14 protein-coding genes are annotated in these 14824 nt (G+C 63.5%); 9 read left to right on the plus strand and 5 right to left on the minus strand.

Annotated features, from left to right (window positions below):
- Positions 1-4: 4 nt before the first annotated feature.
- The 9 genes from A3A9_RS0115945 (at position 5) to A3A9_RS0115990 (ending at position 10742) form a co-directional block, all read left to right on the plus strand.
- The gene (locus A3A9_RS0115945; RefSeq protein WP_027059673.1) at positions 5-1207 is read left to right on the plus strand and encodes a 2-aminoethylphosphonate--pyruvate transaminase; all 1203 of its coding nucleotides are present in this window, start codon (positions 5-7) and stop codon (positions 1205-1207) included.
- 25 nt (positions 1208-1232) lie between these two features.
- Positions 1233-2489, plus strand: coding sequence for a phosphonoacetate hydrolase (gene phnA, locus A3A9_RS0115950; protein WP_027059674.1), 1257 nt, complete (start codon positions 1233-1235; stop codon positions 2487-2489).
- A gap of 235 nt (positions 2490-2724) precedes the next feature.
- On the plus strand, positions 2725-4182 hold the full coding sequence (gene phnY / locus A3A9_RS0115955) for a phosphonoacetaldehyde dehydrogenase (protein WP_027059675.1): 1458 nt from the start codon (positions 2725-2727) through the stop codon (positions 4180-4182).
- 73 nt (positions 4183-4255) lie between these two features.
- Positions 4256-5614 carry a (R)-1-hydroxy-2-aminoethylphosphonate ammonia-lyase gene (gene pbfA / locus A3A9_RS0115960; RefSeq protein ID WP_027059676.1) on the plus strand — a complete coding sequence of 453 codons (1359 nt, stop codon included), beginning with the start codon at positions 4256-4258 and terminating at the stop codon, positions 5612-5614.
- A 2-nt stretch (positions 5615-5616) separates the two neighbouring features.
- The gene (locus A3A9_RS0115965) at positions 5617-6627 is read left to right on the plus strand and encodes a 2-hydroxyacid dehydrogenase (protein WP_027059677.1); all 1011 of its coding nucleotides are present in this window, start codon (positions 5617-5619) and stop codon (positions 6625-6627) included.
- Between the two features lie 255 nt (positions 6628-6882).
- Positions 6883-7914: a 2-aminoethylphosphonate ABC transporter substrate-binding protein gene (locus A3A9_RS0115975; protein ID WP_082222105.1), complete on the plus strand. Its 1032-nt coding sequence runs from the start codon at positions 6883-6885 to the stop codon at positions 7912-7914.
- 32 nt (positions 7915-7946) lie between these two features.
- Positions 7947-9092 (plus strand): ABC transporter ATP-binding protein, encoded by a 1146-nt coding sequence (locus A3A9_RS0115980; RefSeq protein WP_082222106.1) that lies wholly within the window; start codon positions 7947-7949, stop codon positions 9090-9092.
- A complete protein-coding gene (locus A3A9_RS0115985; RefSeq protein ID WP_027059680.1) occupies positions 9085-9942 on the plus strand; it encodes a 2-aminoethylphosphonate ABC transporter permease subunit in 858 nt (285 codons plus the stop codon). The genes A3A9_RS0115980 and A3A9_RS0115985 overlap by 8 nt, the downstream gene beginning before the upstream one ends.
- Positions 9943-9944: 2 nt before the next feature.
- Entirely contained in the window at positions 9945-10742 is a 798-nt protein-coding gene (locus A3A9_RS0115990) for an ABC transporter permease subunit (protein WP_027059681.1), read from the plus strand.
- An 11-nt stretch (positions 10743-10753) separates the two neighbouring features.
- Here A3A9_RS0115990 and A3A9_RS0115995 read toward each other — a convergent pair whose 3' ends face one another.
- Genes A3A9_RS0115995 through A3A9_RS0116015 form a run of 5 tightly spaced genes read right to left on the minus strand, consistent with a single transcriptional unit; the run spans position 10754 to position 14824 of the window.
- Entirely contained in the window at positions 10754-11203 is a 450-nt protein-coding gene (locus A3A9_RS0115995; RefSeq protein WP_027059682.1) for a MaoC/PaaZ C-terminal domain-containing protein, read from the minus strand.
- The gene (locus A3A9_RS0116000; protein WP_027059683.1) at positions 11200-12276 is read right to left on the minus strand and encodes a Gfo/Idh/MocA family protein; all 1077 of its coding nucleotides are present in this window, start codon (positions 12274-12276) and stop codon (positions 11200-11202) included. Before A3A9_RS0116000 ends, A3A9_RS0115995 begins: the two co-directional genes overlap by 4 nt.
- Complete coding sequence (locus A3A9_RS0116005; protein ID WP_027059684.1) at positions 12269-12598, minus strand: L-rhamnose mutarotase; 330 nt, start codon at positions 12596-12598, stop codon at positions 12269-12271. Before A3A9_RS0116005 ends, A3A9_RS0116000 begins: the two co-directional genes overlap by 8 nt.
- 10 nt (positions 12599-12608) lie before the next feature.
- Complete coding sequence (locus A3A9_RS0116010; RefSeq protein ID WP_027059685.1) at positions 12609-13721, minus strand: mandelate racemase/muconate lactonizing enzyme family protein; 1113 nt, start codon at positions 13719-13721, stop codon at positions 12609-12611.
- A gap of 5 nt (positions 13722-13726) precedes the next feature.
- Positions 13727-14824, minus strand: coding sequence for an ABC transporter ATP-binding protein (locus tag A3A9_RS0116015; protein ID WP_027059686.1), 1098 nt, complete (start codon positions 14822-14824; stop codon positions 13727-13729).

The following is a 14824-nucleotide window of genomic DNA, read 5'->3' on the forward strand; positions in this document are numbered from 1 at the left end:
CACCATGCTCGCCGAGACGAAATTTGCCGCAGCAAAGCCATTGGACAAGCCGGCGCTGGGCGAGCCCTATCTGCTGACCCCGGGACCACTGACCACGGCCTATTCGGTCAAGCAGGCGATGCTACGTGACTGGGGATCATGGGACGGCGATTTTCGCGGCATGACGTCAGATATGCGCCGCCGCCTGCTGGCGCTGACGGGCGACACGAAAGATGAATTCGACTGCGTGCCGATGCAAGGCAGCGGTTCCTTCTGTGTCGAAGCGATGCTCGGCTCGTTCGTCCCGAAGGACGGCAAGGTTCTGGTGCTGGCCAACGGCGCCTATGGTCTGCGCGCGGCGCAGACCATGCAGTATCTCGGCCGCGCCTACACGCTGATCGACAAGGGCGACTATCTGCCGCCGCGTGGCGACGAAGTGGCGGCCGCGCTCGATGCCGACCCGGCCATCACCCATGTCATCGCCATCCATTGCGAGACCAGTTCCGGCATCCTCAACCCCGTCGGCGAGATTGCCGAGGCCGTCCATACCAAGGGCCGCAAGCTGCTGGTCGATTCGATGAGCGCCTTTGGCGCCGTCGCGCTCGACGTCAACGAGATCCGTTACGAGGCGATGGTTTCTTCCGCCAACAAATGCATCGAGGGCGTGCCTGGCTTCGGCTTCATCATCGCCCGCAAGAGCGAACTCGAAGCCGCCAAGGGCCGCAGCCATTCGCTGTCGCTCGATGTCCACGCACAATGGGCGCACATGAACAAGACCGGTCAGTGGCGCTACACTCCGCCGACCCACGTCGTCGCCGCCTTCCTCGAAGCATTGCGCCAGCACGAGGCCGAAGGCGGCGTCGCCGGCCGCGGCGCCCGCTACACCAGGAACCGCGACGTGATGGTGGCCGGCATGCGCGACCTCGGCTTCGAAACCTTGCTGAAGGACCGCTGGCTGTCGCCGATCATCGTCACCTTCTTCAACCCGGCCCATGCCAATTTCGCCTTCGAACGCTTCTACGAGCTGATGAAGGACAAGGGCTTCATCATCTATCCGGGCAAGCTGACCGCCGTTGATAGTTTCCGCGTCGGCTGCATCGGCCAGATGGACGAACATGTCATGCGCCGCGTCGTCGAGGCGGCGGCTTTCTCGCTTCATGAGATGGGCGTCGACACCGCCGCCCCACCCGCCGCGGCACTCGCCGAACGCGCCAAACTCGCCGCCTGAAGCGGCCGATCTCGAGGATTTTTCGATGAACCAGATGTCTCACATCAACGTCGCGGTCAACGGCCGCACCTACGCCTGGCCGCGCGTGCCGGCGATCGCCATCTGCCTCGACGGCTGCGAGCCGGCCTATCTCGACGAGGCAATCAAGGCCGGGCTGATGCCGGCCCTGGTCAGGATCAAGGAGAAGGGCACGGTGCGTTTTGCCCACTCGGTCATTCCGAGCTTCACCAACCCCAACAATCTGTCGATCGCCACCGGCCGGCCGCCGTCAGTGCATGGCATCTGCGGCAACTATCTCTACGAGCGCGAGACCGGCAAGGAAGTGATGATGAACGACCCGCGCTTCCTGCGCGCGCCGACCATTTTTCAAGCCTTCTACAATGCCGGCGCCAAGGTTGCCGTGGTGACCGCCAAGGACAAGCTGCGCGCGCTGCTCGGCAAGGGTCTCGCCTTTGACGATGGCCGCGCGCTGTGCTTCTCGGCCGAAAAGTCGGACACCACTACTGTCGCAGAACACGGCATCGACAATGCCTCGAAGCATTTTGGCCTGGCCGTTCCGGAGGTCTATTCGGCCGAGCTGTCGGAATTCGTCTTCGCCGCCGGTGTTCAGCTGCTCAGGGAATTTCGCCCCGACATCATGTACCTGACGACCACCGATTATGTGCAGCACAAATACGCGCCCGGCGTTCCCCAGGCCAACGCCTTCTACGAAATGTTCGACAAGTACCTGACCGAGCTTGACGCGCTGGGCGCCGCGATCGTCGTCACCGCCGACCATGGCATGAAGCCCAAGCATAAGGCAGACGGTTCGCCTGACGTCGTCTATGTCCAGGACCTGCTCGACGAGTGGCTGGGCAAGGACGCTGCCCGCGTCATCCTGCCGATCACCGACCCCTATGTCGTGCATCACGGCGCACTCGGCTCTTTTGCTACGGCCTATCTTCCTGATGGCGCCGACCAGGCCGGTATCATGGCGCGGCTGGCGGAGATCGACGGCATCATGCTGGTCGTCGACAGCCCGACAGCCTGCGAGCGCTTCGAACTGCCGGCAGACCGCATCGGCGACATCGTCTTGATCTCTACCGAGAACAAGACGATCGGCACCTCGGAACATCGCCACGATCTGGCGGCGCTTAACGAGCCGTTGCGCTCGCATGGTGGCCTGACCGAGCAGGAGGTGCCATTCATCGTCAACCGCGTGCTGCCGGAATTGCCAAACAAACCGACACTGCGCAATTTCGACGCCTTCTATTACGCGACGATGGCGGCGGCATTGGCTTGATGTCGAGCGTGATTGTCGACCCCCACTCCGCCGAGCTTCGCTCGGCACCTCTCCCCCGATCGACGGGGGAGAGGAAAGGCGCTGAGCTCGCCGGCCTTGGCTCCCTTCCTCTCCCTCCGGAGGGGGGAGAGGTGGCGCCGCGAAGCGGCGACGGAGTGGGGGAAGACATTGCCGAGACGCGATGGCCTGGCTGACAAAAGATCAATGTTGCTCACCGAGCACCGGGAAGACTGATATGACCAAGCTTGACCCTGCCATCAAAGTTCGTCACGAGCCGATGCGCATCGCCGGCAAGAAGGTCGATGCCGATGGCATCGTCGAGGTGCGCTATCCCTGGAACGACACCGTGATCGGCACCGTGCCGGCCGGCCGCGCCGAGCATGCCCGCCAGGCGTTCGAGATCGCCGCCGGCTACAAGTCGAAACTGACGCGCTATGACCGCCAGCAGATACTCTTTCGCACCGCCGAAGCGCTGGCGTCGCGCCGCGAAGAAATCTCCGATCTCATCACGTTGGAACTCGGCATCTCCAAGACGGACTCGCTCTATGAGGTCGGCCGCGCCTATGACGTGTTCACGCTGTCGGCGCAGATGTGCATCCAGGATGACGGCCAGATATTCTCCTGCGATCTCACCCCGCATGGCAAGGCGCGCAAGATCTTCACCACCCGCGAGCCGCTGAAGGCGATCTCGGCGATCACGCCCTTCAATCATCCGCTCAACATGGTCTCGCACAAGGTGGCGCCGGCTATCGCCACCAACAATTGCGTGGTGGTCAAGCCGACCGAACTGACGCCGATGACCGCTCTGCTCCTGGCCGACATTCTCTACGAAGCCGGCCTGCCGCCGGAAATGCTGTCGGTGGTGACCGGCTGGCCGGCCGACATCGGCAACGAGATGATCACCAACGAGAACATCGACCTGATCACCTTCACCGGCGGCGTGCCGGTCGGCAAGATGATCGCCCGCACCGCCGGCTACAAGCGCCAGGTGCTGGAACTCGGCGGCAACGATCCGTTGATCATCCTCAATGATTTGTCGGACGAGGATCTGGCAAAGGCGGCGGACCTGGCAGTGGCCGGAGCGACGAAAAACTCCGGCCAACGCTGCACCGCGGTCAAGCGCATCCTCGTCCAGGAAAGCGTCGCCGATCGCTTCGTGCCGCTGGTGCTGGAACGGGCGAAAAAGATCCGCTTCGGCGACCCGATGGACCGCTCGACCGACCTCGGCACCGTCGTGCACGAGAAGGCGGCAGCACTCTTCGAAGCCCGCGTACACATGGCCGCCGAGCAAGGCGCCGACATCCTCTACAATCCCGGCCGCCAAGGTGCGCTGCTGCCGCCGATCGTCGTTGACCGCGTGCCGCACACGTCCGAACTGGTGATGGAAGAAACCTTCGGGCCGATCATCCCGATCGTGCGTGCGCCGGATGATGACGAGGCGTTGATCGCGCTGTCCAACTCGACCGCCTTTGGCCTGTCGTCGGGCGTCTGCACCAACTCGTTTCCGCGCATGCAGAAATACATTGCCGGGCTTCAGGTCGGCACGGTCAACATCTGGGAAGTGCCCGGCTACCGCATCGAGATGTCGCCCTTCGGTGGCATCAAGGACAGCGGCAATGGCTACAAGGAAGGCGTCATCGAGGCGATGAAGAGCTATACCAATGTGAAGACATTCTCGCTGCCCTGGTCCTGAACGGATTGTATCGTCGGCAGGACCAACCGAGGGGGCGTTTCGACGCTCCCTCCCTCGCGTTTCGGAGACCGTAATGGCCGCGACCAAAGAACTTGTACACACAGAGGGCGATTCCAACACCACGGAGGCGCGCGGCCGCTGGGATGCAGGGCAGAGTGATCCGCGCATCCGCGGCCTGCTCGACCGCGACGCCGCCGCCTTCATGCACCAGAGCCTTTCCAGCCCTTGCCTTTCGACGATCGCAAAAGCTGAAGGCATCTGGATCGAAGATACGGCCGGGCGCCGCTTCATGGATTTCCATGGCAACAGCGTGCACCACCTCGGCTACGGCCATCCGAGGCTGGTGGCTGCGATCAAGAAGCAGCTCGACGACCTCTGCTTCGCGCCCCGCCGCTTCACCTGCGAGCCCGCTGTCGAACTGGCGGAGAAGCTGGCGGCACTGGCGCCCGGCGATCTAGGCAAGGTGCTGTTCACCACCGGCGGTTCGGACGCCATCGAGGTGGCGCTGAAGATCGCGCGCGCCGCCACCGGACGCTTCAAGACAGTGTCGTTCTGGGATGCGTTTCACGGCGCCGGTTTCGGTGCGGCAAGCGTCGGCGGCGAAGCGACCTTCCGCTCGCACATCGCAGGCCCGATGATGACCGGCACCGAGCACGTCGCGCCCTGGGACGGCTATCGATGCCCCTATGGCCACGATTCCCTGGAGGCATCCGGGCTCGCTTGCGCCAACATGATCGCCTATGTGCTCGGCCGCGAACAGGACGTGGCGGCGGTCGTCGCCGAGCCGATGCGGGCGACGCCCAACCCGCCGCCGCCTGGCTTCTGGAAGCGCGTGCGCGAGGCCTGCGATCGGCACGGCACGCTGCTGATCTTCGACGAGATCCCGACCGGCCTCGGCAAGACGGGCAAATTCTTCGCCCACGAACATGATGGTGTGACGCCCGACATCGTCGTTCTCGGCAAGTCGCTCGGCGGCGGCATCCTGCCCATCGCCGCCGTCATTGCCCGCCGCGACCTCGACGTCACCGGCGGCTTTGCCATCGGCCACTACACCCATGAGAAGAACCCGGTGACGACGCGCGCCGCCCTGACCACCATCGACATCATCATGGAGGAAGGTCTGGTCGAGCGGGCGGCCGGACTCGGTCGGCATATGCTCGGGCGCATGCAGGACCTGATGGCGCGCTCCGCCCATGTCGGCGACGTCAGGGGCAGGGGGTTGATGGTGGGCGTCGAACTCGTTGAGGATCGCGCCACGCGCCAGCCAGCGCGAGAGCTCGCCGAGCGCGTCTTCTACGCGTGCCTTGAACAAGGGCTGAGCTTCAAGGTCAGCCAGGGCAATGTGCTGACACTGTCGCCGCCGCTGGTCATTTCGAAAAGTGATCTCGACCGCGCGCTCGACATCGTTGAGTCCGCAGTGCTGGCGGCCTGACCATGAAGGCTGTGCGCACCGATAGGGAACTCGAATGCCCCGGCATTGACGCCGGTTTGCGTGCAAAGGGCGTCGAACTCGTGACGCTGCCTGACGGCATTCCCGAAGACGATCTGATCAACGCGGTCGCCGACGCCGATCTTCTGCTGATGTGCTACGCGCCGATTACCGCGCGCGTGATCGATGCCGCTCCTAAGCTGAAGGGCATTGTTAAATACGGCGTCGGCATCGATGCCATCGACATCCCTGCCGCGATGCGGCGCGGCATTCCCGTTGTCAACGTGCCTGAATATGCCGAGGAAACCGTCGCCGAGGGTGCGTTCGCCCTGATGATCGCGCTGGCCAAGCGGCTGCCGGCAATTACCGCGGCGGTGTCTCGCGATGGCTGGGTCTGGCCCGGGCAGCGCTGGCTGGGACGCGATATTTCCGGCGCCACGCTCGGCCTCGTCGGCTGCGGCAAGATCGGCCGCAGCATGGCGCGCATGGCAGGCCAGGGGTTTCGTGCCCGCGTGCTTGGCTTCGATCCTGGTGTCGATGCGGCTACCATGAAGGTCGCCGGCATCGAGAAGCTCGATGACCTCCAGGCGATGCTGCGCGCCTGCGACTTTGTTTCCCTCCACTGCGTGCTCAACGACAAGACACGCGGCCTGATCGGCAAGGCGGAACTCGCCTGCCTGAAGCCCTCCGCCATCATCATCAATGTCTCGCGCGGCGCGCTCATCGACGAGGTAGCACTTGTCGAGGCGATCGTTGCCGGGCGCATTGGCGGCGCCGGGCTCGATGTCTATTCGGTCGAACCTCTGGCCAGATCAGGCCACCCGATGAGTGCGCTGTTCGATCGCGACAATGTGATCCTGTTTCCGCATCTCACCTTCTTCACACACGAGGCGATGCGCCGGCTCGAGGATGACACGCTGGCGCGCTGCTTCGAGATCCTTGACGGCCGGCCGGTGACCATCCGCTCGCATGATCCGCGTTTGCGGGCGCAGGCATCAGGCGTTTTATTCGGCTGATAGCCGTTATTTTTCAAATTGATAGGCGCCGTCAGCGCAGCTGCGGTCGCGCCCACGACAGGGATGCGACAGTTCCACGACAAATATCAGCAGAATCTTTGCTGTCATAAAATAAATAGATTTTACTTATCGATCGCCAATCCCCAAAGTTGTCACAACGACGACATCCAATCGGCTCAACGTCCGCCAGAGATACGAAGCCGGTCGGTCCTAGTACATCGCAGAATGTGCCATCAATCACAGGGGAACTGATCCATGAAGTCGCGAAATCTCACCATAGCCATGGCCTTCACCGCGTCGCTGCTGGCGTCGTCGGCTCTCGTCGCACCGGCGCTCGCCGACGGCGTCGTCACCATCTATTCCGCCGACGGCCTGCATGACGGCAATGGCAGCTGGTACGAGACCGAATTCGCTGCCTTCACCAAGGCCACCGGTATCACTGTGCAGTATATCGAGGCAGGCTCGGGCGGCGTCGTCGAACGCGTCGCCAAGGAGAAATCCAACCCGCAGGCCGACGTGCTGGTAACCTTGCCGCCCTTCGTCCAGCGCGCCGCCGCTGATGGCCTGCTGCAGGACTACAAGCCGGAAGGCGCCGACCAGATCGATGGCGGCACCGACAAGTACCGGCCTGTCGTCAACAACTATATGAACTTCATCTACAACAGCGCCGTGCTTTCGGAAGCGCCGAAGAGCTACAACGATCTGCTCGATCCGAAGTTCAAGGGCAAGATCCAGTATTCGACCCCCGGCCAGGCCGGCGACGGCACAGCCGTCATGCTGCAGATCATCCATGCCTTCGGCGGCGAGGATGCCGGCTTCGCATTCATGAAGAAGCTGCAGGACAACAATGTCGGCCCGTCCGCCTCGACAGGCAAGCTGACCGCGTTGGTCAACAAGGGCGAACTGCATGTCGCCAATGGCGATCTGCAGATGAACATGTCGCAGATGGCCGGCAACCCAAATATCAAGGTGTTCTGGCCAGCGGGACCTGACGGCGTGCGCTCTACCTTCGCGCTGCCCTATGAAATCGGCCTGGTCACCGGCGCGCCCAATGCCGACAACGGCAAGAAGCTGATCGATTTTCTGCTCGCCAAGGAAGCCCAGTCGACCGTAAGCTCTGTTGCGCTTGGCCTTCCGGCCCGCAAGGACGTGAAGCCGGATGACGCCAACTTCGCCAAGGCGCAGGAGGCGATGAAGGGTGTCACCATCTGGTCACCCAACTGGGACGAGGCGCTGAGCAAGCTGCCAGACTACGTCAAGAAGTGGAACGAGGCGACCGGAAGCTGACACCCGAGGACAGAAATCCGGAGGATCAAGCCATGTCGGCTGTCGCCTTTACTGGTACCAGTGTCATGGATATCGACGCCGCGAAAATTCGCGGCGCCGGTTCCAATGTCCACTTCGACAAGGTCAGCGTCGCCTATGGCTCGCATGTCGTCCTGCACCCGTTGACGCTGGACATCGCACCCGGCGAAATCCTGGCGATGATCGGCCCGTCCGGATCGGGCAAGACCACTGCCTTGCGGGCGGTCGCCGGCTTCGTCCGGCCGGCGAGCGGCCGCATTCGCATCGGCGCTACCGATGTCACCGATCTGCCGCCTTACGAGCGCGGTCTCGGCATGGTGGTCCAGAACTACGCGCTGTTTCCGCATATGCGGGTCGAGGACAACGTTGCCTTCGGCCTGCGGGCGCAAGGTGCCGACAAGGCGCTGATTGGCGAACGGGTAAAAGACGCGCTCGCCACGGTCGGCATGGCGACGTTTGCCCGGCGCTATCCACGCGAACTCTCCGGCGGCCAGCAGCAGCGTGTGGCGATTGCCCGCGCGCTTGCCGTGCGGCCGCGCGTGCTCCTGCTCGATGAGCCGCTGTCGGCGCTCGACGCGCAGATCCGCCGCAACATGGTCGAGGAGATTGCTCGCCTGCACCGCAGCCTGCCGGGCCTGACCATCCTCTATGTCACCCATGACCAGACCGAGGCGCTGACGCTCGCCGACAAGATCGCCATCATGCGCGACGGCAGGGTCTGTTCGCATGGACCGACGACGGAACTCTATCGCCGCCCGCCGAACCGCTTCACCGCCGAGTTCCTCGGCCGCGCCAACCTGCTGCCGGTGACGGTCGCCGAAGCGGTCGGGTCGAAGGGCTTTGCCACGGCAAGGCATGGCGATGTGGTGCTGACCGGCGCCGGCCGTGACGAGGAGGCCGGCGACAAGAGCCTGCTCTGCATCCGGCCGCAGCATCTCAGCCTGACAGCGGGCGGCGAGCATACCAACCGCATCGTCGGCACGCTCAGGGAAGTGCACTGGCAGGGCGAACTCACCCACCTCGTGCTCGATGTCGATGGAACGCCCGTGCGCGTCTCGGCGACGAAACTGCCGGTCGAACTGCCCGAACCCGGCGCCAAGGTGCCGCTGTTCTTCGCACCCGCCGACACCTCGCTGCTTCCGGAAGACGCCGGTGTCTGACGCTGTCGCAATTGGCGCGCCGGCGATCAGGCGGGAACCCGGTAAATTCTGGATCGTGCCGCCGGCGGCACTGCTGGCGCTGCTATTCTTCTATCCTCTGGCGCTGATTGCCCGGGAGGCCTTCCTCGACGACAGCGGTGTCGCCAATCCCGCCGAGATCATCAGCGTCCTGCATTCGCGCTTCTTCCTCAACGCGCTGATCAACACGGTGACGATCTCGGTTTCCGCGACGGCGGGATGCCTGATCGTCGGCCTCGTGCTGGCGCTGATCCTCGCCTTCGTGCCGTTCCCCGGTAGCGGCTTTATCGCCAGGCTGATCGACACCTTCATAGCGCTGCCGACCTTCCTGGTGACGCTCGCCTTCACCTTCCTCTACGGTTCCGCCGGCATGCTCAATGCCAGCCTGATGGAGACCTTCTCGCTGCCGCTGCCGCCGGTCGATTTCCTGTATTCAACCTGGGGCGTGGTGCTGGCCGAAGTCACCGTCTACACGCCCTTCATCCTGCGGCCGCTGCTCGCCGCCTTCTCGCTGGTCGATCGCGGTCAGATCGAAGCCGCGAGCGTGCTTGGCGCGCGGCCGTTCCGCATCGTGCGCCAGGTCATCCTCCCGGCCGCAATACCGGCACTCATCGCCGGCGGCAGCCTCTGCCTGCTGTTGACCGTCAATGAGTTCGGCATCGTGCTGTTCATCGGCGCCAAGGGCGTCATCACGCTGCCGCTGCTGATCTATGGCAAGGCGATCCAGGAATCGGCCTATCAGGTCGCCTGCATCATCGCCGTGGTCAACATCGCGCTGTCGCTCGGCCTGTTCGGCCTCTACCGCTTCGCCGCCGGCCGGTTGGGAGTCTAGCCATGCTGGTCTGGTCGCGCCCTGGTCGCATCGTGCTGTGGCTGCTCTTCGCGCTGATCTTCGGCGTACTGTTCCTGGCGCCGCTGGCTGTCATCCTGTTGTCCAGCCTTGCCGATCAATGGAACGGCGTGCTGCCCAATGGCCTGACCACCGAGCATTACACCGATGTCGTCCAGGGCCAGGCGTGGAACGCGGTGAAGGCCAGCCTGGTCACCGGCTTTCTGGCCAGCGCACTGGCGTTGGTCAGCGGCACCTGGGCCGCGCTTGCGCTCCGCGTCCAAGGCGCAACGCTGAGCACGGTGCTCGGTTTGCTGTTCTTCATCCCAAGCGCGGTACCTTCGGTGTCCGTCGGCCTTGGCCTGCTGGTCGCCTTCAGCCATCCGCCGCTGCTGCTCAACGGCACGATCGCGATCGTCATGATCGCGCATTTCGTGCTGATCTCGGCCTTCACCTTCGGCAATGTCTCGGCCGGCCTTGCGCGGCTGTCGCCCGATTTCGAACAGGTGGCATCGAGCCTCGGCGCGCGGCCGGCCTACCGGCTCTGGCACGTCACGCTGCCGCTGCTGGCGCCCTATCTGGTCGCCGCCTTTGGCTTGAGCTTCGCGCTGTCGATGGGTGAGCTTGGCGCCACCGTCATGGTCTACCCGCCGGGCTGGGTGACGCTGCCGGTGTCGATCTTCAGCCTCACCGACCGTGGCGACATCTTTGCCGGTGCCGCGCTCACCATGATCCTGGTGGCGGCAACGCTGGTCCTGCTGCTCGGCTTGGAGCGCGTTACGAAGCGCGCCACCGGCGCATAGCGCGGACTTCGTCAGGCCGGCTTGCGTTCGACGATATAGATGTGGTCGGCCGCCAGCACCACTTCGCCGCGCTGGTTGATCACCTCGCAACGCTCGATCACCCGTCCCGAACCCGGCCGCTTCGGATCGTCCTCCTTGGCCGTGATCGTGGTGCGCGTGCGGATCGTGTCGCCGATGAACACCGGCTTGATGAAGCGCAGCCGGTCATAGCCATAGGAGAAGGCGACGGGATTGACGATGCTTGCCGTCAACCCGATGCCGACCGAGAACACCAGCGTGCCATGCGCGATGCGCTGGCCGAACGGCGTCGTCTTCATGTACTCGGCGTCCATATGGTGCGGGAAGAAATCGCCGGTGTGGCCCGCATGGACGACGAAGTCTGTCTCGGTGATGGTGCGGCCGGAGGTGAGGCGCGACGAGCCGATTTCGTAGTCCTCGAAATACTGGATCTGTTCCATCAGGGCCTTTCCGCGATCGGCGTTGCCGGCGCCGCGCTCGATTTATAGGCGGCTTCCACCAGCGCCATAGTGTTCCAGGCGTCCTCAACCGAACTGACCAACTCGTTGTCTTCGCCCGTGGCAAAGCGCTGGACATTGGCCATACGGCCGACGAAGGCATCAGGGAACCATTCGCCGGCGAGCGGTACGGTAACCCAGTCCGTCCCGCCTTTCGGATAGATTTCCAGTATATCTGGCTCGCCCCGAGGATAGTCGAGGTTGAGGCCAAGTTTGAGATAGGCCGCACCTTCGGTGCCGCAAATTCGAAACTCGCAGGCCTGGTGCCGGCGGCCGAATTTGTGGTCGTGGTTGATCGACAGCGCGCAGCGCACGGTGTCGCCATAGTCGAGAATGGCGCTCGTGCGGGTCTGCGCCACCTTGTGGTTGGGATGGCCGAGCGTCTTGGCGTGGACCCCCTTGGGGTCGCCAAGCAATTGCCTGACGAGGTCGAGATAATGAATCGAGTGCATGGCGATCTCGACACGCGGCGCCTTGAGCAGGAACTCCCACAATTGCCACGGCGTCGCCAGCGCCAGCCAGGCATCGAAGTCGACGACCTCGCCCAGCCAGCCCTTGGCGATGGCATCCTTGAGCGCCAGCATCATCGGCGCGAAGCGCAGCTGGAAATTCACCGCTGCCTTGAGATCCTTGGCGCGGCAGATTTCGAGGATTTCGGTTGCCTCGCCGAGATAGTTGCCCATCGGCTTCTGGATCAGTGCGACCGCCCGGTCGGGCAAAGCCTTCAGGATCTCGGCGTGCCGTCCCGGCGGCGTCGCCAGATCGAAGATCGCATCCTTGACATCAGCGGCTTCATCGACCGAGCGGAATGCCGTGACACCCCATTTCTCGGCCAGGGTCTGCGCCTTGGCCTCATCCGGATCATAGAGGCCGGCAATCGGAAAGCCCGCCTTTTTGTAGGCCGGAAAATGCGCGTCGCCGACGATCGATCCGGCACCGAAGGTGACAATCGGCCGGGGCTTCGAGGGTTTGGGCCAGGACTGAGTGAGTGAGGCAGGGTCGAAACCGCCTTCAGTCATGGTGGAAGACCTCGTCCATGCCGGCCCACCATTCGCCTTCCGTGCGGGTCGTGAGCGGTTCCTGGCATGGCATGCACACAGCCCACCATTCCTGCGTCCTGGGGTCGGCGGCCATCTTGGCCATGTCGGCCGCATAGTCGGTGCCGTGGTATTCGAAGGTGGAAAACAACAGGTTCTCCGGGCGCTTCAGATAGATCGAATAATTCTTGATGTTGCAGGCCGAGATCATGGTCAGCACGTCGGGCCAGACGGCGGCATGGAGGCGGACATACTCCTCGACCTTCTCCGGCTTCAGCCCCAGAATCATCCCCATCCGCTGCATGTTCGTCCCCTTACTTCGTGATCGCCGTGGTGAATTCGGCGATGCTCATGGCCTTGACCGCGTCCCAGTCCCAGTCGATGCCGATGCCGGGCTCGTCGGGCGCCAGTGCGTGGCCATCCTCGATGCGCATGTGCTTGCCGGTCAAGTCATCGAGTTGCGGAATGTACTCGACATATCGACCGTTCTGAACAGCGCAGGTCAGGCTGACATGCAGTTCCATCAGGAAGTGTGGGCAGACCGGAATGTCGAAGGCCTCCGCCGCATGCGCGATCTTGAGCCACGGAGTGATACCGCCGATGCGGCCGACATCGACCTGCACGATGGAGCAGGCGCCTTTCTGCATATATTCGCGGAAATGGCGGATGGAATAGAGCGACTCGCCGATGGCGATCGGCGTCGGCGTCGAGTTCGACAGGCGCACATGGCCATCAATATCGTCGGCCGGCAGCGGCTCCTCGATCCAGGCCAGATCGAGCTCGCGCAGTCTTGCCGCGCGCCGGATCGCTTCATCCACCGAAAAACCCTGATTGGCGTCGGTCATGATCTCGTAGCCGTCGCCGACAGCCTTGCGCACCGCCGAAAGGCGAGCGAGATCTTCCGACCCGTGCGGCCTGCCGATCTTCACCTTCGAGCCGCGAAATCCTTTCGCCTTGGCGGCCAGCGCGTCATCGACCAGCGCTTGCGTCTCGATGTGCAGCCAGCCACCCTCGGTCGTGTAGAGCGGGCAACGGTCCTTGGCGCCACCGGCCAGTTTCCACAGCGGCAGGCCCTGTTTCTTGGCCCTGAGATCCCACAGTGCGGTGTCGATCGCGGCGATGGCGATGGCGGTGATTGCGCCGATCGTCGTGGCATGCGTGGCGAATTCGAGATCGTGCCAGATCGCCTCGATCATGTCGGGGTCGCGACCGATCAGGCGCGGCACAAGATGGTCTGACAAAAGCCGCATGACCGACGAGCCGCCAGTGCCTATCGTGTAGCTGTAGCCGGTGCCGACCGCGCCGTCGGAATCGGTGATCGTGACGATCGGCGTCTCCTGGCTGACAAAGCTCTGGATAGCGTCGGTGCGCTTGACCTTGGGCACAAGGTCCACCATCCGCAGTTCTATCTTTTCGATTCTAGCCATGTCGGTCAGCTCCGCAATGTCTTTCCGGTGTCGGTGGCGAACAGATGCGCCTGCGACATGTCGAGGCTCATGGCGACCCGCTCGCCCGGCCGCAGTGGCCTCGGGTTCAGCATCCGCGACACCCAGTCGGTACCGTTGAATTCGACGAACACCAGCGTCTCGTTGCCGAGCGGCTCAGTGACCGTGACCGGCAGCTCAATCTGATGGACGTCGGCGGCACCGCCGGAACTGATACCATGGCCAGCCGGATAGATATCATCCGGCCGCAGCCCGAACACGACCTTGTCGCCGGTCGCGACATTGGCCTTGAACTGGCCTGGCAGGGGCAGTTTCTCGCCGCTGGAAAAAACCATCTGGCCGTCATCGATCGTTGCCTCATGCAAATTCATCGGCGGCGAGCCGATGAAGCCGGCAACGAAGCGCGTCGCTGGCCGCCGGAACACCTCGTCGGGCGTGCCGACCTGTTCGATATGGCCGTCGCGCATGATGACGATGCGGTCGGCCAGCGTCATCGCCTCGACCTGGTCATGGGTGACATAGATCACAGTCGACTGCACCTTGGCATGCAGCTTCTTGATCTCGGTACGCATCTGCGTCCTGAGCTTGGCATCGAGATTGGACAGCGGCTCGTCAAACAGGAACACATCGGGATCGCGCACGATGGCGCGGCCCATGGCGACACGCTGGCGCTGGCCGCCGGACAGCTGCGACGGGCGGCGGTCGAGCAGCGTATCAAGCCCGAGTATGGCCGAGGCTTCGGCGACGCGGCGCTCCATGTCTTCCTTGGCGGCGCCAGCGATCTTCAGCGAGAAGCCGAGATTCTCGCGCACCGTCATGTGCGGATAAAGCGCGTAGGACTGGAACACCATCGAGATGTTGCGCGAACGCGGCGGCAGATCGTTGACGACGCGTCCGCCGATTTCGATCGAGCCGGCGCTGATTTCCTCCAGCCCGGCGATCATGCGCAGCGTCGTCGACTTGCCGCAGCCGGAGGGGCCGACCAGCGCGATGAATTCACGGTCGGCGATGTCGAGATCGATGCCATGCACGATCCCGATATTGCCGTAGCGCTTGGTCAGTTTTTTGAGGGAGACCGTTGCCAT

The organism is Mesorhizobium loti CJ3sym (assembly GCF_000472785.1).
Taxonomy (GTDB): domain Bacteria; phylum Pseudomonadota; class Alphaproteobacteria; order Rhizobiales; family Rhizobiaceae; genus Mesorhizobium; species Mesorhizobium loti_E.